At 67.3% G+C, this 21,109-nt stretch carries 13 protein-coding genes; 6 read left to right on the top strand and 7 right to left on the bottom strand.

Going from position 1 to position 21,109, the window contains the following annotated elements; all coding sequences use genetic code 11:
- Window positions 1-291 precede the first annotated feature (291 nt).
- From QFZ67_RS14010 to QFZ67_RS14025, 4 genes are all read left to right on the top strand, one after another.
- On the top strand, window positions 292-702 hold the full coding sequence (locus QFZ67_RS14010) for a rodlin (protein ID WP_307661431.1): 411 nt from the start codon (window positions 292-294) through the stop codon (window positions 700-702).
- Between the two features lie 264 nt (window positions 703-966).
- Window positions 967-1,200, top strand: coding sequence for a chaplin (locus tag QFZ67_RS14015; protein WP_307665837.1), 234 nt, complete (start codon window positions 967-969; stop codon window positions 1,198-1,200).
- A gap of 258 nt (window positions 1,201-1,458) precedes the next feature.
- Complete coding sequence (locus tag QFZ67_RS14020) at window positions 1,459-2,109, top strand: DUF4360 domain-containing protein (protein WP_307661432.1); 651 nt, start codon at window positions 1,459-1,461, stop codon at window positions 2,107-2,109.
- Between the two features lie 108 nt (window positions 2,110-2,217).
- A complete protein-coding gene (locus tag QFZ67_RS14025) occupies window positions 2,218-2,649 on the top strand; it encodes a protein phosphatase (RefSeq protein ID WP_307661433.1) in 432 nt (143 codons plus the stop codon).
- 16 nt (window positions 2,650-2,665) lie between these two features.
- Here QFZ67_RS14025 and QFZ67_RS14030 read toward each other — a convergent pair whose 3' ends face one another.
- On the bottom strand, window positions 2,666-3,457 hold the full coding sequence (locus QFZ67_RS14030) for a maleylpyruvate isomerase family mycothiol-dependent enzyme (RefSeq protein WP_307661434.1): 792 nt from the start codon (window positions 3,455-3,457) through the stop codon (window positions 2,666-2,668).
- 250 nt (window positions 3,458-3,707) lie between these two features.
- Between QFZ67_RS14030 and QFZ67_RS14035 the strand changes: the two genes are divergently transcribed.
- The gene (locus tag QFZ67_RS14035; protein ID WP_307661435.1) at window positions 3,708-4,919 is read left to right on the top strand and encodes a pyridoxal phosphate-dependent aminotransferase; all 1,212 of its coding nucleotides are present in this window, start codon (window positions 3,708-3,710) and stop codon (window positions 4,917-4,919) included.
- A 104-nt stretch (window positions 4,920-5,023) separates the two neighbouring features.
- Complete coding sequence (locus QFZ67_RS14040) at window positions 5,024-5,419, top strand: hypothetical protein (protein ID WP_307661436.1); 396 nt, start codon at window positions 5,024-5,026, stop codon at window positions 5,417-5,419.
- 103 nt (window positions 5,420-5,522) lie between these two features.
- Here the strand turns inward: QFZ67_RS14040 and QFZ67_RS14045 are convergent, their stop codons facing one another.
- From QFZ67_RS14045 to QFZ67_RS14070, 6 genes are all read right to left on the bottom strand, one after another.
- On the bottom strand, window positions 5,523-6,278 hold the full coding sequence (locus QFZ67_RS14045; protein ID WP_307661437.1) for a barstar family protein: 756 nt from the start codon (window positions 6,276-6,278) through the stop codon (window positions 5,523-5,525).
- 119 nt (window positions 6,279-6,397) lie between these two features.
- Window positions 6,398-13,204, bottom strand: a complete 6,807-nt coding sequence (locus tag QFZ67_RS14050; RefSeq protein ID WP_307661438.1) for a polymorphic toxin-type HINT domain-containing protein — start codon at window positions 13,202-13,204, stop codon at window positions 6,398-6,400.
- Between the two features lie 109 nt (window positions 13,205-13,313).
- Entirely contained in the window at window positions 13,314-16,049 is a 2,736-nt protein-coding gene (locus QFZ67_RS14055; protein WP_307661439.1) for a LamG domain-containing protein, read from the bottom strand.
- 27 nt (window positions 16,050-16,076) lie between these two features.
- Entirely contained in the window at window positions 16,077-17,003 is a 927-nt protein-coding gene (locus QFZ67_RS14060) for a hypothetical protein (RefSeq protein ID WP_307661440.1), read from the bottom strand.
- Window positions 17,004-17,038: 35 nt separating this feature from the next.
- Window positions 17,039-18,661: an integrin alpha gene (locus tag QFZ67_RS14065; RefSeq protein ID WP_307661441.1), complete on the bottom strand. Its 1,623-nt coding sequence runs from the start codon at window positions 18,659-18,661 to the stop codon at window positions 17,039-17,041.
- A gap of 426 nt (window positions 18,662-19,087) precedes the next feature.
- Complete coding sequence (locus QFZ67_RS14070) at window positions 19,088-20,911, bottom strand: phosphoenolpyruvate carboxykinase (GTP) (RefSeq protein ID WP_307661442.1); 1,824 nt, start codon at window positions 20,909-20,911, stop codon at window positions 19,088-19,090.
- Window positions 20,912-21,109: the final 198 nt, after the last annotated feature.

Consider the following 21,109-nt stretch of genomic DNA (forward strand, 5'->3'; position numbering starts at 1 on the left):
GCCATGGTCAAATGAACGTGCAGACCGTGCATGATATCTACTTCGGGTGTACGCCTCCAGCCGGCGGCGCATTGCGTCGCGGGGCAGCCATGCTTCCTATTGGCATGGCGCATCCGGGCACGACGATCTGCACCATCGGCGGAGGGCCTCAAGAAGACCCTCCGCCGATATCGCACAGGGGTGCGCCGGCGCGATACCGGCATTCGAGTGAACGCACGGAACCAAACTCGCCCGGACGCGGTTGATCAGCCCGATCCACGATCGGTCGTTCAAAGCGAAGAGGGACAAACAGTGATCAAGAAGATTCTGACTGCCGCGATGGTTACCGCTTCGATGGTTGGCGCCGGCGCGGCGATGGCGCCGCAGGCCATGGCCATCGGCGACGACGAGGGCACCATGTCGACCAGCGGCAACAACGCCATTCAGAGCTTCGGCAACTCCAGCACCAGCGGTGCAATGAGCCCGCAGATCGGCCTCGTCCAGGGCTCGCTGAACAAGCCCTGTGTCGGTCTTCCCGCCAAGGCGGACGTCGGCTCCCTCGTCGGCGTCGTTCCGGTCGCGGTCCAGGACATCCCGGTTCTCTCGGCCCCGCAGAACCAGCAGTGCGCCGAGAACTCCAGCCAGGTCAAGGGTGACGAGCCGCTGTCGCACATCCTCAGCGACATCCCCGTCCTGTCGGGTAACGGAACGCAGAACCAGTAACGTGCTCATGTTCGGTGCGTCAGTTGTTTCAGCAAATGCAAAATACGCACCCGCGGCCACTGATTCGCAATCCTGGAGAATCCTCTCGACTGTCCGGCAAATTATGCGTGCTGCATACGAGTGACTTTCCGGACCGGCAGCCTTGTTGAGGTTTCTTTATGGGAAACCAATCGTTACAAATGCGCAGAGGTGTTCACTACAGGAAACTGGCTGCGCAGCGCGAAGGTCGCGCTTGCGTATGACACCGCTGCCGAAAGGATCGAAATGAAGCACAAGAAGGTCGCAACCGTCGCCGCGGGCATCATCATGGCCCTGGGCGGCGCCGCGCCCGCCATGGCCGATGCGGGTGCCGAGGGTGTCGCCACCGACTCCCCGGGCGTACTCACCGGCAACGTGATTCAGGTTCCGGTTCACGTTCCCCTCAACGCCTGCGGCAACACCCTCAATGTGGTTGCCCTGCTCAACCCTGCCTTCGGCGGCGTCTGCAGCAACGCCTGACAGCCCAGCAGCCCGCACAGGGCGCAGTGGCACAAGACCCCGGAGAGCACCGCAGCGCTCTCCGGGGTCTACCGCACGCTTCAGGCCCCCTCGACCGCGGCCGATAACAGCCCTATTCAACGCCCGCATTGGTCCCTACCATTCCCATCGATCCGGCTCTTCGAGAAGCACTCAGAACTGTTTGAAGAGTTGGCATGCCCATGCGCTTCTATGGGCTTGCCTCCGGGTGAACCCCTCACATTTCCCGATGGGAGAATCATGTCCCGTACACTTATTGCGGGCGGCGCGGCAGTGGCATTTCTCGCTTCACTGCTTGCCGCACAAAACGCTTCCGCAGTCAGCATCGCGCCCCCGGACAAAATCACGATCGACATCGCGACGGTAAACGGATCGGGGTGTCGCCCAGGCACCGCCGCGGTGGCCGTGTCCGAGGACAACACCGCCTTCACCGTGACGTACAGCGAGTACCTCGCGAAGGTCGGCGTGGGCGCAGGGCCGACCGACTACCGGAAGAACTGCCAGCTCAACCTCGTCGTGCATGTCCCGCAGGGCTTCACGTACGCGATCGCCAGCGCCGACTACCGCGGCTTCGGGAGTCTGCAGTCCGGCGCCACTGCCACCCAGAAAGCGTCGTACTACTTCCAGGGCTCACCGGACACGGCGGCGAGAAATCACCCCTTCAAGGGCCCGCTCGACGACAACTGGCAGGCGACCGACTCCACGGAATGGGGTCAGCTGGTATGGGCGCCGTGCGGGGTGAAGCGTAACTTCAACATCAACACCGAAATCCGGGTCAATGCCGGAACCTCGGATCCGAAGAAGACGACGAGCTTCATGACGATGGACTCGACGGACGGTGAGATCAACACCATCTACCGGCTCGCATGGAAGGTATGCGAGGAGTCCTGAGCGAACGCGACGTCCCGGCCGCCTCCTCGGTGGCCGGGGCGTGTGCGGCACGGTGCGCGTACGCTCCGGCCGCCCTGTCCCGGGGCCGGGAGGCCCTACGGTGTGACCGTGACCGAGACCTGGCAGCCCACCGTCCCCGGCGTCCTGCGCCTCCCCTCCGGGCGCCTCGTCCGCGGCCGCGGCCTGCGGCGGCCGCTTCCGCCCGGTCCGACGCCCACGTACGCCGTCCATCTGCTCGGCAAGCGGCCGCCCGAGGTCCCCTGGGAAGCCCGTTGGCTGCGCTGGCCGGACTTCTGGCTGCCCAGCAGCGACGCCGACGCCCGGGCCGTCCTCGGCGAGGCGTGGCACCGCGCCGCCGACGGGCGCGTCGAGATCGCCTGCGGCGGCGGCCGCGGGCGCACCGGCACCGCGCTTGCCTGTCTCGCCGTGCTCGACGGGGTGCCGGCCGACCGGGCCGTGGAGTTCGTGCGGCATAACTACGACGCCCGCGCCGTCGAGACCCCCTGGCAGAAGCGCTACGTCCGCCGATTCGCCGCTTGACCGGAAGAACCGGCGGTCACCCGAACCCGACCCGCTCCAGCCAGAATTCGAGCAGCTCCGCATCGCCCAGGATCTCGATGCGCTCGCTCCGCGCGGCCCGCCGCCCGTACACCACCAGCAGCAGCTCCGTCAGCGGGCCGCGCACCGCGACCGCCGCCTTCTCGTGCGCGCGGCGCCAGGCGATCTTGTCGCCCGTGAGGTCCATCAGCCACTCCGCCGCCAACTGAGGCGCGGTGTCCGTGGCGTGGAAATGGAGCGTGCGGCCAGGGCCGAGCAGCTCGCGCTGCTCCGGGTGGTACTCGAAGATCTGCGGCAGCGAGCCGAGCTCCATCCACTCGTCGACGGCGTCGACGGCGACCTCTTCCTCGGCCGTGAACTCCGCGCCGACGGCCAGCGTCGCGTCGGCCCGGTGGATGAGCGTCTCGTGCGCGAAGCGGCGGGCCCAGAACACCGGCGTCCGGCCCGGCACCGCGGTCCACATCTGCGCGTCGGGCCCGGCGGCGCGCAGCGTCTGAGCGAGTTGCTCGGCGCCCTCGGCGAGCCACGGGCCGAGCACGGCCGGGTCCTCGTCCGTGTAGCCGGAAAGGTCTCGCAGCCGCTCGTCGGAGGGAGGTGTCGTAGCCCTGGTCCGTACGATCGTCTCGACCCAGCGGTGCCCGCCGCCGAGATGCCGCAGCAGCTGGCCGAGATTCCACCCCGGACAGGAGGGCACCGGGGCCGTCAGGTCCGCGCCGTCGATGCGAGATCTCAACCGGTCGGTCTGCGTGACGATTTCGGCGCAGTAGCGGTCAAAAGTCAGCAGAGTCATGTCGCCACCGTAGGCCGCACCACTGACAACAGGGTGACGAGGGCAACACCGATCCGCCCCCTTCCTGCGCCCGCAGCGCAAACCGCAGGTGTACGTACCGTCCCGCCGCCCCTTTCGAAGGGAACGAGCCGCTCTCACCGGCCGAAGCGCCAAACCGGACATTCGAGCCACGCACTCGTGGCCGTTCCCGGGCCGCTGCTAGGTCCAAAACAGGAAGCGATCAGCTTTACGCGCCCGTAAGCTCAGCGACATGCAGGTGATCCAGTCGACGAAGCTCGCAAACGTCTGTTACGAAATCCGGGGCCCGGTCCTCGAGGAAGCAATGCGGCTGGAAGCAGCAGGGCATCGCATCCTCAAGCTCAACACAGGCAACCCCGCGGCCTTCGGCTTCGAGTGCCCGCCCGAGATCCTCGAGGACATCCTCCGCAATCTCGGCGGCGCGCACGGCTATGGCGACGCGAAGGGGCTGCTGTCCGCGCGCCGCGCGGTGATGCAGCACTACCAGACCAAGAGCATCGACCTGGACGTCGAGGACATCTACCTCGGCAACGGCGTCTCCGAGCTGATCCAGATGTCGATGCAGGCGCTGCTCGACGACGGCGACGAGGTGCTCGTACCGGCTCCGGACTATCCGCTGTGGACCGCGTCCGTATCCCTCGCGGGCGGCACGGCCGTGCACTACCGGTGCGACGAGCAGGCCGACTGGATGCCCGACCTCGCCGACATCGAGCGGAAGATCACCGATCGCACGAAGGCGATCGTGATCATCAACCCGAACAACCCGACAGGCGCTGTCTACTCCGCGGAGATGCTCCGCTCTCTCACGGAGATCGCCCGCCGGCACAATCTGGTCGTCTGCTCCGACGAGATCTACGACAAGATCCTCTACGACGGCGCCACGCACACTCCGACCGCCGCGATCGCCCCGGATCTGATGGTCCTGACCTTCAACGGGCTCTCCAAGAACTACCGGGTGGCGGGCTACCGCTCCGGCTGGATGGCGGTCTGCGGCCCGAAGGCGCACGCCTCCTCGTACATCGAGGGCCTGACCATCCTGGCCAATATGCGGCTGTGCGCGAACATGCCCTCGCAGCACGCGGTGGCCACGGCGCTCGGCGGCCGGCAGTCGATCGAGGACCTCGTCCTGCCGGGCGGGCGGATCCTGGAGCAGCGGGACGTCGCGTACGACCTGCTCACCCAGATCCCGGGCGTGACCTGCGTCAAACCGAAGGGCGCGCTGTATCTGTTCCCGCGGCTCGACCCCAAGGTCTACAAGATCAAGGACGACCGGCAGATGGTGCTCGACCTGCTGCGCGCCGAGAAGATCATGGTCGTGCACGGTACGGGCTTCAACTGGCCGGAGCCGGATCACTTCCGGATCGTGACGCTGCCGGCGGCGAAGGATCTGGCGGACGCGGTGACGCGGATCGGGACGTTCCTGGACGGCTACAGCCAGCCCTGAGCCGGCCGCGAGCGTGGGCCCGAGCGAAGGGTCCCGACCGGGCTCAACTTTAGACAGAATCTAAGCTAGGATGGTCTCCTGACAGTGAGCAGGAGGCCATCCCCATGTACGAGCCGATCCGCACGCAACGTCGTGGGTCCGTCCACGCGATGGCCGACGACGCCCAGTACCCGCACCGCACCCGCGAGGAGGAGCTGGACATCCAGCTCGCCGGTCATCTCTCCGCGCTGCTCGCCGTCACCGACGACCTCGGCCTCGACGTGGCCGCCGAAAGCATCGCGGCCCAGGTCGCCCGCCTCCGCGGCAGCCCGCCCGTCCGCCACGCGGGCCTGAGCGGCGCGGACCCCGCGTCCCTGCACCGACGCGCACTCGCCCTCGCGGGCCGCGCCCTCGTCGTCGCGGCATCCCGCGCCGACACCGCCGCCGCGATCCTCTCCGCCGAGCGGATGGACGCGCACACCGCCGCCCTGGCCGAACTGCGCCTGGTCGGCGCCCCCTGACGGCCCCGGTTCGCGGGCCGCGGAGGCGCGCGGACCGGGTGCCACCAATTCCGTACGCAAGAGGGGCCCACCGAAGACTTCTTCGGTGGGCCCCTCTGGTATCTCAACTCAGGTCGACCTCGACCCCAAATTCACGCAGGACGGAAATCGCGGATCCGAGAACGCCCGCGCCGACATTCTCCTGGGACTCTGCAAAGTTCTGCCAGACGAGTCGAAACTGAGCGGCATTCGACCGACTCGACGCCAGACAGTCGGCAAGCGCATCGAGATTCGAACCGAAATAACCTCCCGGACCATTCACAGCCTCCCCGAGAGCGCAATAGAAGCCCGCTTTGTCGGCCAGGCCGCTGCCGTCAATCACGCACGTCGCATCCTCGCCGTAGCGTTTCGCGTTCCGACCGGATCCGAACCAGACGGTCTGCACAACGTGCAGCCAACTGCCATGGGATTCCGAGGGGAATCTTCGCCACTCACCCAACTCGGTCGGGTGCCCCGCAGCCCAAAGCTGCCAGAACTTTCCCGCCCATGAATAAGGAAAGGAATAGCCGAAGAAAGATGCTTCCACATCTGTGGCGCCGCTGACACGTTCACTCGCGCGGGCCGCCCTCAAGTCGACCCTGCCGATGTAGTACGTACCGATCACTTTGCCCTGCACGTCCATCACCTGCAGCCGCACATTCTGAAGGAGTCTGGGGACCTGATCCGGTGCCATCGAGGTTCCGATCAGGCCGATGGCACCCGACTCCTCCTGTGACGAGTCGACGAAAAATCCCTCGATGTCGTTTGAGGCAAGAAACACCCGCTGCGATTCATCATCGACAAAGCGATACAGGGGGCTTACGCCAGTTTCACTTCCCATGCCACGGAGAATAACAGGTCCCCGTCGGTCCCTGCCTTGCACCGCGGACCGACGGGGACCTGTTCAATCCGCTCGATTACCTTCGCTTCTTCACCTTGGGCGGCTTCGGCCAGCCGTCGTCAGGGAAGTGTGGCGCGGTAAACTTGTGGATCGTCGTGTAATGATCGATCGTCCACCATGACCTTTCGGCCGTCACGGAGGGTCTTGATCAGAATCCGGGCTTCTCCGGGATTCGAGGCACCGGGAACGTCGTACTCCCAGGCATCTTCCCAGAAAGCGTTGTGGCCGTCTTCCCCACGGAATTGCTGATGCTGCCCGGTATTAGCGTTGAGATGCTTCGTTCCTCCCCCCGACCTGATTTCCTCATAGGCATTGACGAAGGCGTTCGAAAGCCCCTGGGGAAGCTGATCGGAGAGTCGCTTCGGACAATTCGCGTTCTGGTTGTGGACGAGGAGCGGAGTGTCGGCAGCCAGCACATAGAAGCTGTGAATGCCGCTGACCGTCAGGTCGTGGGTCCGCTGCCTCTTCTCGAAGTGGCGAACACCGGCCACCGTCGCCGTCTCACCGTCGGGCTTGCGCAGCTCCATGCCGGGCTGCAAGTCACCCGCCTCGATCCACGCGCCCTCGGACTCCACCCAGAACGGGTGGGTCGTCGTGGAAATCAGCGCGGCCGGCTGCTCGGCTTCGCCCTTGATCGTGAGGTCGACGAACTGCTTGTCGTCCTCGGTGACGATCGTGCCGACGACCTCGCGAGCCGCGGTTTCACCGGTCTCGGGATCGGTGGCCATGATCTTGTCGCCGAGCTGGATCTCTTCGATCGGTTTACTGGAACCGTCCGCGAGGAGAACAGGAGTTGCTGGGAGGAAGCTGTGTGAAATGGGGCAGCTTCCGCCTTGTTTCTTGAATGCCGCCTTGGCCTTCTCCAGTTTCTCCTTGGCCTTCTTGACCTTGGACGAACCGTCCCACGCCGCCTTGAAAGCACCGACCAGGTCATCGAGATGACCCCAGATCTTCTTGGCCAGGTCGGCGGCCTTGCCCCACCTGAAGGCGTACTTGGTGATCAGCTTGCCGACGAGTCCACCGACGAATGAGGTCGCCACATTGAGGGCGGTCTCACCGCAGGCCGACAGGTTGCCGGAGGAGAAGCAGTCCAGGGCCGCGTCGACCCCGAGTTCCTCGCTGGCGATCGCCGTCAGGGCGAGGGCAGCGTCCTTCATCCGCTGCTTCGACTTGCTGTAGTTCGACTCGGCCTGGTCCAGTTCATCCTGGGCCTTGTTCACCGCCGCATCGGGTTTGTTCAGCCCGCCCAGGACCATCCCAGGAATCAGGATGACGCGGAGACCGCTGGGGTCGGACAGCGTGACCGGGCTGTTGTTGGCGTACGCGTAGCCGTTGATCTGCTGCGGCTGGGTGAAATCGATGAGCGGGTCCGGCGAGATGAACTTGCCCAGCACCGGGTCGTACTGGCGGGCTCCGATGTTCGTCAGGCCGGTCTGTGCGTCGATGTCGCCGCCGACGAAGCCCTTCTCACTGGTCCAGGGGCCGGTTGGCTCTGTGCGCTCGACGCCGAAGGGGTCGAGACGGCGCTGGGAGACGGCACCCGTCGTAGCGTTCACGGCCAGCTCGCTGGTGCCGTGATGGTCGGATGCGAGGAAGGAGAGGTCCCCGTTGTCCGTCCGCATGGCGAGCGATTTGCCGGCGAAGCCGTAGTAGCGAGTCGCTTCGATCGTGCTGCTGCCCTTGGCCTGCCGGAGCTCCATGCCCGGCAGATAGATGGTGGTTCCGCCCGCGTCCTGACGCTGGACCCTGTTGCCGCCGACGTCGTAGAGGTACTCCGTCGTCTTGCTGTCGGCCTCCGTGGCCTTGGCGAGCTTGCCTTCGGCGTTCCAGTCGAGTCGCTGGGTGTCACCGCCCAGGACACGCCGGTCGGTGTTGCCGGAGGCGTCGTACCCATAGGTCGACTGACTCTCGCCCGTCGGGGTCTTCTCGACGACCTTGGTCACGGCGTGCGGACCGGCCGCGCCCTCACCGTGGGTGTAGGTGCGGGTGACGTCCTTGGCCGCGTTCAGGCCGGTGTCGTGACGGACCTCCTTGGTGCGGTTGCCGATCGCGTCCGTCTCGTAGGACTTCCAGTAGGCGGCAGGGCCGCCCAGCGGGGACGCTCCCGGAGCCGCGGCGCAGGCGGACGGTGAGGAAGCGTCGAGCTTGCTGCCGACGGTTCCCGATCCGGTCGCCGTGGTCGCGGTCGCGGCGGGAGTCCACGCGTCGGAGAGCCGTTGTCCGTTGTCGTAGGCGAAGCACTGCACGTCGGGCGACGCGCCGGCCCTGTCCGAGATGGACAGCACGTTGCCGGTCTGGTCGTACGCGTAGTCGGCGGACTTGGCCGGTCCGGTGACGCCCTCGATGTCGACGACCGAGCGCTTGAGGCGGTCGGTGCCCTTCTCGTGGTGGAACGTCTGCCAGTTCTTCTTGCCACTGCCCGTGGACAGTTCGAGCTGCTGGATCTGGCTGGTGGGCGAGTAGACGGTGTCGGTGACGTATGAGGTCTTGCCGGTCATCGACTTCGGACGCTGCAGGTCGTCGTAGCCGAAGGTGATGGCCTCGCCGGTAAGGCCACCGGCGGCCGGCATCCCCTGGCCGTTGACGGTGCCGTCCGGGTTGTACGTGGTGGTGAAGACGTACGTGCCTGCCAGCTTGTCCTGCGACGCGGGCACCGAATACGCCGTCTTCAGCGGCCGGTACAGCGCGTCCATGTCCTGCGTGACGGTGGAGAAGTACTCGGTAGCGCTGGTGTAGCGCATCGCTGCCCAGGCCTCGCCGAGCCAGCCCGCCTTGTCGTACTTGATCTCGGTGAGCTTGGTGCCGGTGGTCGGCTCGCCCTCCCAGGTGGTGACGGGGCGGCCCAGCTTGTCGTAGACCGTGGAGACCTTCTTGCCACGGCCGTCGGTGCTGGAAGTCGCCCGGTCGACCGCGTCGTACTCGAACGTGGTGGTACCGCTGTCCGGATCGACGCTCTTGGTCTTGCGGCCCTGCTGGTCGTACTCGTACCGCCAGAGATTGCTCTTGGCGTCGGTGACCGACGCCAGTTCGCCGCTGGGGGTGTACGCGTACTTGGTGACGTCGTATCCGGTCGCGGGACCGTCCGGGTCCGGGCTGTCGCCGTTGTAGTGGCGCAGCTCGGTGGTCGCGCCCGCCACGTTGCGGATCACCGTGGTCGGGACACCGCCCTTCGGCGGGTCCATGTGCGTGCGGTCGCCGTCGTACGTGAACTTGGTGCGCCACTGTTCGACACCGGCGACCTGGAAGATGTCGGCCGTCTTGCGGCCCATTCCGTCGTACGCGTAGCGGAACTGGGTGCCGACCTCGCCGTTGGCGACGATCAGCAGCTCGTTCGAGGGCGCACCGACCGCGTTGTAGGTCTGGTTGCCCAGTTTGACCTTGCCGGTGCCGTCGTAGAACGAGTCGCCGACGAGCCGGCTCCCGTTGGGGCCCTCGCTCTGCAGCTGTCGTGGACGCAGCAGCGCGTCGAAGAGCTGGTACTCGACGCCGTAGCCGCCACCGTTCTCGATCTTCTCGGTCTTGATGGCGACCGGCTTGTCGCGGCGGACGTCGTAGGTGTACTTGATGCTCGGCGTCTGTGTCCTGGCACGGTCCGCGAGCCACACCGACGAGACGCGGCCGAGTGCGTCGAGCGCGATCTCGGAACGTCTTCCGTTGGCGTCGGTCTGGCCGATGGAACGGCCCCAGGCCGGTGCGTAGTCGGTCGTGATGGCGTGACCGAGCGCGTTGGTGACCTTGACCTTGGAGATCAGGCCGTTGGCGTCGGTGTACTGCGTGCTCACCGAGGTGCCGACGGCGTCCGTCTCGGACGTCGGGCGTCCGAAGGCGTCGTAACCGATCGTGCCCGTCACCTCATAGGTGGCGGTGGTCCCGTCGTGGGACTTCAGCCGCTCGGCCTTGGTCTCGTCGCCCTTGGTGGGTGCGGCACCCAAGGCTCCACCGTCGTAGTAGGTGCGCGTGTCACCGATGACCTGCGTCTTGCGGTCGGTGGCGGCGCCGCAGCCGACCGAGACGACCTCGGTGCGTGACGGCAGTGTGTAGAGGTTCGCGGCCGGGTGGTCCGCATAGGTCATACGGGTACAGGTGTCGTCGGCAGCCGTGGACAGGTCCGCAGAGTCGTCGGTCTGCAGCAATCGGCCGGTGCGGTTCGAGGTGTCGAACGTGGAGACCGACTTGGTGCTCCGCCAACCGCCGCCGGACAGCGCGGTGTAACCGCGGGTGGTCCGTGTCTTGACGATGGTGGCCTTGGTCGTGCCCCAGGACTCGGTCTGGGTGGCGGTGTCGTGCTTCCATGGCTCGGAGATCGCCTTGGAGGCGACCTTGGCACCGTCGTAGGTCTGTGCTTCGACCTCGAAGCCGTTGTACTCCTTGTGGCCCGTGTACTTGGTGCCGGTGGAGTCGGTGACCTCCTCCGTGCGCGTACCGCCGTCCGGCAGCTTGTCGCCGTTCAGGCCCTGGAGGTAGGTGTAGTCGATGCGGGTCGACATGGTCTGGCCGTTGCCACTGGTCACCGAGACCTTGCCATAGCCCTGCCACTGGCCCCAGGTGAGGAACTTGTCCTCGGTCATACCGTCGGGCTCGGCCTTCCGCCAGCCGGCGTTGCCCTGGTAGTCGTACCGCGTGACGAGGTCGTCGGCGCCCCCGGTGCGGTCGGTTTCGGTGATCTCCTTGACGACGTACTTGTGGAACCAGTCCGTCTTCGGGTCGATGCTGCCCGGCGGCGCCCACACGACCGGGTAGCAGCGCTTGACCGACTCCCCCGGCTTGGGCAGTGCGGCGGCGGTGCACTCGGTGGGTGCATAGGTGACATCGAGCTGGGCACCGGTCTCGCTCAGCACGGTGGCCAGGCGGAAGCGGTGAATGGCGTCGATGTTGTCCGTGTCGCCGGCGACACGGTTCTTGAGGTGCACACCTTGCAGCTCGACCGAAGGCATCTTGATGCTGCCGCCACCGCCCTTGCCCTCGTGGTCGATCTTGTTCAGCCACAGGGTCTTGGTGTCGTCACCGTTGTCGGTGAAAGTGTGCGTGAACGTCCACAGGTCGACATCGGCGTAGGCGTCGGCCGCGGCACCGGAGTTCATCTGGGTGGTGACGCCGGTCAGCCGCTTGGTGGTGAAGAAGGTCTGGCTGGCCTGCGTCGCGGTGCACTTGGTGTTCGCCTTGCAGAACCGGTCGACGGGGGTGTCTGGCCAGCGGGCTGCGTTGGCGGTAGTGAACTTGGACTCCGCACAGTCGAAGCCGGCGTCCGGCAGGCAGCGCTCGGCCGTGCTGAACACCACGCGGGCCGGAGCCTTGGTGGTGTAGACGGCGTTTTCGCGCTGGCCGTAGTCGATGCGCTTGAGGTAGCCACCGCGGTGGTATTCGGTGCCGTTGACGTCCGTCTTGCCGTTGAGGGCGTAACGGTTGGTCTCTGCGCCGTAGAAGTAGGACATCACGTTGCCGTGGGTGTCCTTGACGTGGTCGAGGTTCCAGCGCCAGGCCTGCTTGCAGTGGGCGTTGGTGAACGTGGCGTTGTAGCAGGGCTCACCGGAGTTGTTGCCGAAGACCGGAGCCGTCCAGGTGGACGAGGTGGTCTCCTTGCCGGTGGTCCAGCCGGGCAGCTTGTTCAGGCCGAACCAGTACTCGGTGCCGTCCGTCGTCGTGAGCTTCCAGTGCTCACCGTTGTTGTCGCCGTTGTCGGCACCCGTGAGTTTGGCGATCTTCGCACCGTTCTCCGAGGCGAGGTGCCATTCCTTGGTGACGTCGTCCTGGATCAGCTCGCCGGACATCCCGTTGAGCATGATCGTGGCATTGTCGAACGCCCAGCACTGCTCGGCGGAGGTCTTCTGGCCGTCCTCGGAACAGGACTTGTAGCGCCGCTCGATGAATCCAGGCTCCCAGCCGAAGCCCTCACCTATCCAGGAGCCCTGGTTGTTGGTGGCTGCCGTACGACCGTCCGCGGACTGTGAGGAGTAGCCCAGAGCTACTTCCGGGCTCAGACCACCCGGTGTGGGGACGGTGCGGATCGGATAGTCCCAGGAGAACCCGCCCGCGGAGTTCGCCACCGACCAACTCGCCGACGGGGCAAGGCTGGTGGCCTTGTAGTCACCCTTGGACGAGGAGTCGCCCGCCGCCACCGCGAAGACACTCGCGGCGCCCGCGGACGGGGCCGCGGAGACCTGCGCGGTCATGGACCGGGTGGCGGGGTCGTTCTTGAACGGGATGTGCTTGGGAGTGGCGGGACAGCCCTTGCTGCCCGGCAGCTGGGTAGCGGCACACGCGGGCAGCTCGATCAGCTGAAGCCGGGAGCCGTAGCCGCCGCCCATGCCTTGTGCGAACTTCGAGTAGTCCAGGGAGAGTTCGACCGGAGCCGCTCCCTTGGCACCGTCCGCACGCTTGACGGTGAGGAGCGCGGCGCTGCCCCACTTCGTCGCTGCCTTCTGGCCCAGCGACGTGACCTTGACCTTCGAAGGCGGCGGGGCAGCGGCGCTCGATGCGCGGGACTTGCCAGACACCGCGGCCGGAGCCACGGTGATGGGGAGCCCGCCCGCATCGGCCTCGGCGCCCATTGCCGGTGCGGCGCGCCGGGAATCGGCGGGTGGTGCCGAGAGCTTGACTACCGCGCTCCCGGCCTGCGGCCAGAGCGCCGGGTCCAGGGTCCTTGCCGAAGCCTTGCGGACCGGGTCGGCAGGACGGGGCTTGGTCTTGGCGTTCTTGCCCTTGGCCGGGTCGGAACTGCCGGGCACACCGGGCCGCTTGGCGCCCTCGGGTTTCACCGGTATCGCCTCGGCGGTAGCGGCCGACAATGACACGGCCAGGGCCAGGACAGTGGCGGCCACCACATGCCGGGGCATGCGCGAGGCCAGCAGTCTGCCACGTAAGGACATCAGTCAACTCCACGAGGAAGAAGGAAGAGATAAGGACGAGATCCGCCGGACAGCTGCCCGTACGCGGCCGTCGTCATCGACGGCCGCCTACGGGCACCAACTGCGTTCCCTACAGGTCCGGGTCGCCGGTCAGCTGGTTCATCCGGCCGATCGCGGTCGCGTCCGCCGCACCCGCGTACACACGCACCTCGTCGATCGAGCCTGCGAAGTACTCACCGCCGCCGCCCAGCGCCGAGCGCCCGACCTGGAGGCCACCGCTGGAGGCCCAGGTGGTGTGGTCGAAGAAGTGCTCTTCGTCCTCCGACGCCGTGGCGACCGGCTGGCCGTCGACGTACAGATCCACCTGGTGGGTGACCGCGTCGTAGACCACCGCAAGGTGGGTCCCCGACAGCGAGACCCCGGGGAGGGCATCGGCGTCGGTCACCGTGGTGACCTTCGCCGTACCACTGTCCGCATCGGTCAGCGCGAGCTCCCACTGCTTGGTGGCGGCCTGGAAGCGCACCGTGATCCGGTCCGCGTTCCGGCCCGGCAGGGAGAGCACCGTCTGCGACTTCTCCGCGTCCGGGGTGGTGAGCTTGGCTCGTACGGCGACGGTGTAGCTGTCCGCGCCGGTCACCACGGGGTTGGCCGTGCCGGCCCAGTCGTCGGTGCCGTCCAGGGCCAGGCTGCCGCCGTCGACCAGCGCCGCGTCGTCGAACTCGTTCGCGGGCTTGTAGATCGTCGCACCGTGCAGCGCCAGCGGCTGGCCGCCGGCCTGGACATTGGCGGAGTTGCCATCGGCGCCGACGGCCTCCAGCGGCCAGTAGCCCTTGCGCTGGGGCTTGACCGTGATCAGCTGAGCGATCTGGGTCTGCGGCAGCACCCGGTCGTACGCGCGTACTTCCGCGAGGTCGCCCTCGAAGTTGTCGCGGTAGCCGCTCTTGGCCAGCACACGGCCGATCTGGAGGCTGCGGATCGAGGACCACGCCGTGTGGCGCGCGGTCTTGGCCGCCTCCTTGTCATTGACGTAGAGCCGCAGTTCGGGACCGGCTGCTGCGTAGGCGTCGAAGACGCCGGTGAGCAGCACCCACTCATTGGCCTTGACCGGGTACGTGGCTGCCGGCGCGACTGCCTTCCAGCTGGTCATGGCGTCGACGTCCATGTCGGGCGTGGAGAAGGCCCATGCCTTGTCCGTGGCGTCGTAACCGAGGACGAAGCCCGGCTCACCGGTGCTGTCCTGGCTGATGACGGCCATGTCCCTGTTCAGGGCCGTGGGCTTGACCCAGGCGCTGACGGAGAAGCTCCGGCCGGTGTCCATCACCGTGCCCCACGAGTCGAGGTAGGCGTTCTTGGTGCCGTCGAAGTGCGCGGCGCCGTCGGCCACCCCGCCCGGTCCTTCGGCTCCGAAGCTGACTCCGGTGCCCGGGCGGCCCGGGTGGCTTCCGCTGTCGGAGCTGTCCTGGGCCAGTTCGCTGCCCTGCGGATCGTCCAGATTCCACTGGCCCGCGGCCTGCTTGCCGTCGGTGACCAGGAACTCGTAGTGGGCGGGAACGCTGGAGTTGTTGGCGCCGTCATAGGCCTCGACGGTCACCCAGTGACGTCCGGCCCGGGGAGGATTCCAGGTCACGGTGGCCGGTGCGCCCCCAGTGACGGTGACCGTCTTCCTGGCCTCGCCGTCGAAGACGTACCGGTACTCCTTCACGTCCTTGTCGGACGCGGCGAAGGTGAACTTGCCGACCGTACCGATGCCGTGGTGCCACATGTCGTCGTCCGGGTACTCGGGCGAGGCGACCTTGGGCGCCTTGGGCCGGGCCGCGTCGCGCATGACGGCGCAGCGCTGCGGGGTGCCGTCGGAACTCCACGGGCCCCAGGCGTCACCGTCGAAGGCCCGGGCCTGCCAGGTGATCAGGGTGCTCGCGGGGATCGTGGGTTTGCCGGCGGGCTGGGTCACGGTGTGGGTGAACACAGTGCCCGCGTTGGGCGACTTGTAGCCGGTCTCCGCGAGGTAGTTCTGCTCGACGCCGTTGGCGTCGTTGTAGAACACCTGGAACTGCATCTTCACCTGGTCCGCGTAGGCGGAGCCGTGGTCCGGGTCGCGCGCCTCGGCGCGCAGCTGCGGCAGCACATCGGTGTACTTGCGGGTCGCGGGGTCCCAGTTGCACGGGCCGCCGGGGTTGGTCGACATCAGCTTGTAGTCGACCTGCCGGGGCGGGGTGTTGTACTCGATCTTCAGGAAGGTGTTGCCGCAGATCCGCTTCCAGCCCGGGTAGTCGGACTCGTCCTTGGCCCGCAGGCCCAGGGACATGCTGGACCAGCTGTCGGCCGTGGCCGCCTTGACCTCGTTGAGCAGCTCGCCGTTCTTGATGTTGAGGTTGGCGCTGCCGCTGCAGGTCGTGGGCGAGATCTTCGTGTCCATCGTGGCCAGGTAGTCCGACCAGTCGTCCTTGGTGTTGCCCCAGCTGCTGGTCTTGGTGACCGTGTAGTTCTTGCCGCCGATGCGGTAGAGATCGACGGGTTCGGCCTTGGCGTCGGCCCAGTACACGTGCTCCACGCGGGCCGAGAACTGGGCGCTGAGGATCTGCTTGCCCTTATAGGCGGACAACGGGAACGTGAACAGCAGACGCCGTACGCCGATGCCGGCGCAGGTGGTCGGGTTGTAGTTGATTGGGCACTTGCCCATGCCGGCGCTGCCCGAGTACGCCCAGTCCTGCTCGTTGGGCATGCCGGACATGACGCCCGTCCACGCGGAGCGGTGGATGGTGCGCGGGATGGGGTCGACCACGACGGGGTAGACGGTGTCCTTGCCGCGCAGCAGCTTGGTGTCCGGGGTCAGGGTGAGGCGGTTCTTGGAGACGGCGAGGCCCACGGATGCCTTCCGGCCGCCGTCGACGGCCTACAGGGCGGCCTTGGGCGCCACAGGTCCAGCCGCGGGTCCAGCCGCGGGTCCAGCCGCGGGTCCAGCCGTGCTTCCCGTCGCGCGGGTGCCGGAACCGGCCGAGCGGGCCGCGCCCTTGGCCGGCTGGGTGGTCTTCGCCGAGGGGCTGGGGGCCGAGTCCCACATCACGGCCTTGGCCGCCTCGAAGACGGTGCCGCCGACCGCCGCGTCCACGGCGCGCATACCGCCGCCCGGGTCCTTTTCGATCTTCAGGCCCTTGGCGGACAGACCGAGTTCGATCCGGGTCAGCTCCGGATTGGCCGCCGCCTCGGCGTTCTTGACGATGAAGTAGTGGCCGAATCCTTCGATCTCGGCACGCACGGCCAGGTCCACGCCCGGGAGCACTTCCTCGTAGCGGGCGGTGTTGCCCTCCACCTTCGGGGCGGGCAGCTTGCCGCCCGGCCAGGTCAGCGAGTACTCACGGCCGGCTCGGCTCATCGTGGCGAACGGGCCTGCGCCGCCGCCCGAGAACTCCAGTCCGACGGTGGCCGCCTTCGGTGAAAGGCGGCCGTCCGCGCGCTTCACCAGCGTGTCGTCGACCGGTGCCCAGCCACCGGGCTTGAGCGTACGGACCGGCTGGGTGTACTCCTGCGCGGTGAACGTCCCCTTGGGGTTGGCGAACACATCGCGCCGCTCCTGGCGCAGGCCCGTGACCTCAACGCTCTTGCCTGTGCGCTTGGCTGCCGCCAGCGCCACCTGCTCGGTCTGCGCGTGACCCGTCTCGGCCGCCACGGTGACGGCCTTCGTGTACGCGTCGGCCGCTTCGGCGGCCGCGTCCTCGGCGGTGCCCGGCAGCGCGTACGTACCGGCGGCGAGCATCGCCGTCAGCGCGCCGGTCACCAGCGCCGCGCGGCCTCTTCGTCCTCGCGTGCCTGACCTGGTCACGGGCACTCCCTCGCGTCTCCCTCTGCTCCTCTCCATCACCGGACCACCGCGCCGAATGCCGTGCCGCCGGCCGGCAGGCCGTCCTGGCCGGGTGCGAAGGTACGCGTCGGAGCGCTGCCGCTGACGACCGTCCAGTCGAAGGCGTAGACCGAACCCGGTGTGTCACCGGACGGGTTGACGACGCCGACCAGCAGCGCCTGCGGCGTCGCGGCCAGGCTGGCGCCGGCGTACATCTGGTGCTCGGGAACACCCGGGATGCCCCAGCCCGGATCTAGCCACGCGTCGGTGGGACCGGGGTCGGCGGCGAAGGGCAGGATCTGCACTCCGCCCTTGTCCAGGTGCTCGGCCGTGGCCGAGGCCTCCTTGCCGGGGACGCCCACGGCCACCTTCACCGTGGCTGCCGTGGCAACCTGCGTCGGTGCGGTGTTGACCACGGCCACCTGCTGCCCGAAGAAGTCGCCCGCGGCGGGGTCGCCCTCCACCTCGGTGACGCCCTGGTTCAGGTTCTCCAGGATCCGGGTCACCGTCTTGTCCGGGTTGACGCGGTACAACGCGACGCGACCGGCGTCGGTCACGGTGCCGATGTCCTCGCCAGGCACGCCCACCGCGAGTACGGCGCCCAGCGCCGAGGCCTCCGAGGAGATCCGGTGCGGGGCCATCGCCAGAGAGGTGCCGAAGCGGTCGTACGGCTCGGCCGACAGGTCCTTGTCGGTTCCGGCCGGCGCGTCAGAGGTCTGGCCAAGGCCGAATACCGGGTCGGGTATGCCACTGGTGTTCAGCGACGGACGGAAGACATGGATGGCGCCCGCGAAGGCGGCGGTGGGAATCGACTCTCCCGGCGATCCCACCGTGAAGTAACGGTCCGTCGATGCGAGCGAGGCACCGAAACGGTCGTTCGCCTCGGAGGCCTCCCACACGCCGGTGCTGTCCTGGGAGACGACAACGTTCGCCAGCGGCTTGCCGCTGAGGTAGTGGATCACTCCCGCGTCCGCGCCCGCCGTGGTGTCCTCTCCCGGAGAGCCGATCACCAGGAACGGCAGGGCGGTCGACGTGGTACCGCCGGTCAGCGCGAAGCCGAACAGGTCTCCCGCCTCGGGGCCCTGAGATGCCGTCACACCGGTCTGGTCGTACGTCACCGAGGCCGGACCCGTGCCCAGGCCGCCCGCAGCACCGAACAGCACATACACGGAGCCCGAGTCGCGGGCCGTGCCGACGTCCTTGTACGGTGCGCCGACCACCAGGTCGCTGCAGCCGTCCGCGTTGAAGTCGCCGTGGGCCAGCGACCGGCCGAACTGCGCCTTGCCCTCCGCATCACCCGGCACCCACGCCAGGTCCTGCTGGATCTGCACGCTTGTGGCCGTTGTTCCGCCGTAGACCACCGTGACCGCTCCGGATCCGGCCTTGCCGCCCATCGTCGCGTCCGGATCGGCGATCGCCGTGTCCCGCAGGCCGTCGCCGTTGTAGTCCGACTCGCCTCCGCCGCCACAGGTGCCTGCGGCCGACGCGGCCGAGTGACCGAAGAACGCTACGGCCGCCGTGATGAGAAAGCCGAGGACCGCCAGCCAGGCGATCCAGTATCCGACTCGGTAGTTCCTTCCCCATAAGCCCGCTGACGTCGGCTCACGCCGAATGGTGTCGGCGGCTTCCTCAATACTCACAACCCCACCCCAGTTCCTACATGTCCTTCACATAAGCCTGGAGAGCCTACGTTCACAGACAGGTGGGTCGCCTGTGACAAGAGTCATGTGCTCCGGGACGGCCGAACTCGCTATTTGACCGGCAATAGAGTTGTGGCCCTGAAATCCATCTGCTCGCCTATGGCATTTCCGGCCCAGAGCAGCCGACGGGCGCCGTCGCATGAGTGAGAGTGGCTGATTCCGGGTGCATACGGAGATTGCCCTTTCACCTACCATGCATCCAACTCCGCCTGGAATGTTGAATTCCGTGACCACTCCGCGCGGAAAAGGGCCCGGCCCCCGGAGCCGTGAGGGGGCTCCGGGGGCCGGGGACGCGGCGGACCTGGGTGACCCCACAGGTCAGGGCGGGATGTCGAGTTGGTCCGCCGCGACGATTCAGTACGAGCGTCAGCCGAGCCGGGCGACCAGCGCGCGGTACTCGTCCCACAGCTCCTTCGGGGTGTGGTCGCCGAAGGTGTTGAGGTGGTCGGGGACCAGCGCGGCCTCCTCGCGCCAGACCTCGTTGTCGACCTTGAGCAGGAAGTCGAGGTCCTCCTCGGGCAGATCGAGGCCGTTCGTGTCGAGGGCCTCACGCGTCGGCAGGATGCCGATCGGCGTCTCGACGCCCTCGGCCTTGCCCGCCAGGCGCTCCACGATCCACTTGAGCACGCGGCTGTTCTCGCCGAAGCCCGGCCAGACGAACTTGCCCGCGTCGTTCTTGCGGAACCAGTTCACGTAGTAGATCTTCGGCAGCTTCGACGCGTCGGCCTGCTGCCCGACCTTGATCCAGTGGGCCATGTAGTCGCCCATGTTGTAGCCGCAGAACGGCAGCATCGCGAACGGGTCGCGACGCAGCTCGCCGACCTTGCCCTCGGCCGCCGCGGTCTTCTCGGAGGCGACGTTCGCGCCGAGGAAGACACCGTGCTGCCAGTTGAAGGACTCCGTCACCAGCGGAACGGCGCTGGCACGGCGGCCGCCGAAGAGGATCGCCGAGATCGGCACGCCCTTGGGGTCCTCCCACTCGGGCGCGGCGATCGGGCACTGCGAGGCGGGCACGGTGAAGCGGGCGTTGGGGTGGGCCGCCGGGGTCTCGGACGCCGGCGTCCAGTCGTTGCCCTTCCAGTCCGTGAGGTGGGCCGGGGCCTCCTCGGTCATGCCCTCCCACCAGATGTCGTTGTCGTCGGTGAGCGCGACATTGGTGAAGACGGCGTTGCCCCACAGGGTCTTCATGGCGTTGGCGTTGGTGTGCTCACCGGTGCCGGGCGCGACGCCGAAGAAACCCGCCTCGGGGTTGATCGCGTACAGCCGGCCGTCCTCACCGAACCGCATCCAGGCGATGTCGTCGCCGATGGTCTCCACGGTCCAGCCGGAGATGGTGGGCTCCAGCATGGCGAGGTTGGTCTTGCCACAGGCGCTCGGGAAGGCGGCGGCGACGTACTTGGACTCGCCCTGCGGCGGAGTGAGCTTGAGGATCAGCATGTGCTCGGCGAGCCAGCCCTCGTCGCGCGCCATGACGGACGCGATGCGCAGGGCGTAGCACTTCTTGCCGAGCAGGGCGTTGCCGCCGTAGCCCGATCCGTACGACCAGATCTCGCGGGTCTCGGGGAAGTGCGAAATGTACTTGGTCGTGTTGCAGGGCCAGGGGACATCCTCCTGGCCCGGCTCCAGCGGGGCACCGAGGGTGTGCACCGCCTTGACGAAGAAGCCGTCCGAGCCGAGCTCCTCGAGGACGGGCTGTCCCATGCGGGTCATGGTGCGCATGGAGACCGCGACGTAGGCGGAGTCGGTGATCTCGACGCCGATGGCGGACAGCGGCGAGCCCAGCGGACCCATGCAGAACGGCACCACATACATGGTCCGGCCACGCATCGAGCCGCGGAAGATGCCCTCCTCGCCGGCGAAGATGTCCTTCATCTCGGCCGGGGCCTTCCAGTGGTTCGTCGGGCCCGCGTCCTCCTCCTTCTCGGAGCAGATGAAGGTGCGGTCCTCGACGCGGGCGACGTCGCTCGGGTCGGACGCGGCGTAGTAGGAGTTCGGTCGCTTGATCGGGTCCAGCTTTTTGAAGGTGCCCTTGGCGACGAGCTCCTCACACAGGCGCTCGTACTCGGCTTCGGATCCGTCACACCAGACGACGCTGTCCGGCTGCGTGATTGCTGCGATCTCGTCGACCCAGGAGACGAGCTCCTGGTGGTTGGTGGGGACGGTGCTGGGAGCCGCGATGTCGCGCGCCACGATCGCTCCTAAGTGAGGGGTTCGAAGGTTGTTGCCCCGTGGGGGCTGCGACCCGGATGCTTCGGTCCCTTTGTTGCTTCTTGGCGCTCATCCGGTGCCGACCGCACTCATCTGATCATCCGTGCAGTATGCGCATATGTCCAGAGGACCTCTCACGTGAGCATCGCCACTCAAAGCCCGATCCGCATCTCGAAGGCC

Source organism: Streptomyces sp. V1I1 (genome assembly GCF_030817355.1).
Classification (GTDB): Bacteria; Actinomycetota; Actinomycetes; order Streptomycetales; family Streptomycetaceae; genus Streptomyces.

What these genes read in the sequence shown, in the direction of transcription:
- QFZ67_RS14015 (WP_307665837.1), top strand. Translation starts at nt 967, where the DNA reads ATGAAGCACAAGAAGGTCGCAACCGTCGCCGCGGGCATCATCATGGCC.
- QFZ67_RS14020 (WP_307661432.1), top strand. Translation starts at nt 1,459, where the DNA reads ATGTCCCGTACACTTATTGCGGGCGGCGCGGCAGTGGCATTTCTCGCT.
- QFZ67_RS14030 (WP_307661434.1), bottom strand. Translation starts at nt 3,457, where the DNA reads ATGACTCTGCTGACTTTTGACCGCTACTGCGCCGAAATCGTCACGCAG.
- QFZ67_RS14035 (WP_307661435.1), top strand. Translation starts at nt 3,708, where the DNA reads ATGCAGGTGATCCAGTCGACGAAGCTCGCAAACGTCTGTTACGAAATC.
- QFZ67_RS14040 (WP_307661436.1), top strand. Translation starts at nt 5,024, where the DNA reads ATGTACGAGCCGATCCGCACGCAACGTCGTGGGTCCGTCCACGCGATG.
- QFZ67_RS14045 (WP_307661437.1), bottom strand. Translation starts at nt 6,278, where the DNA reads ATGGGAAGTGAAACTGGCGTAAGCCCCCTGTATCGCTTTGTCGATGAT.
- QFZ67_RS14050 (WP_307661438.1), bottom strand. Translation starts at nt 13,204, where the DNA reads ATGTCCTTACGTGGCAGACTGCTGGCCTCGCGCATGCCCCGGCATGTG.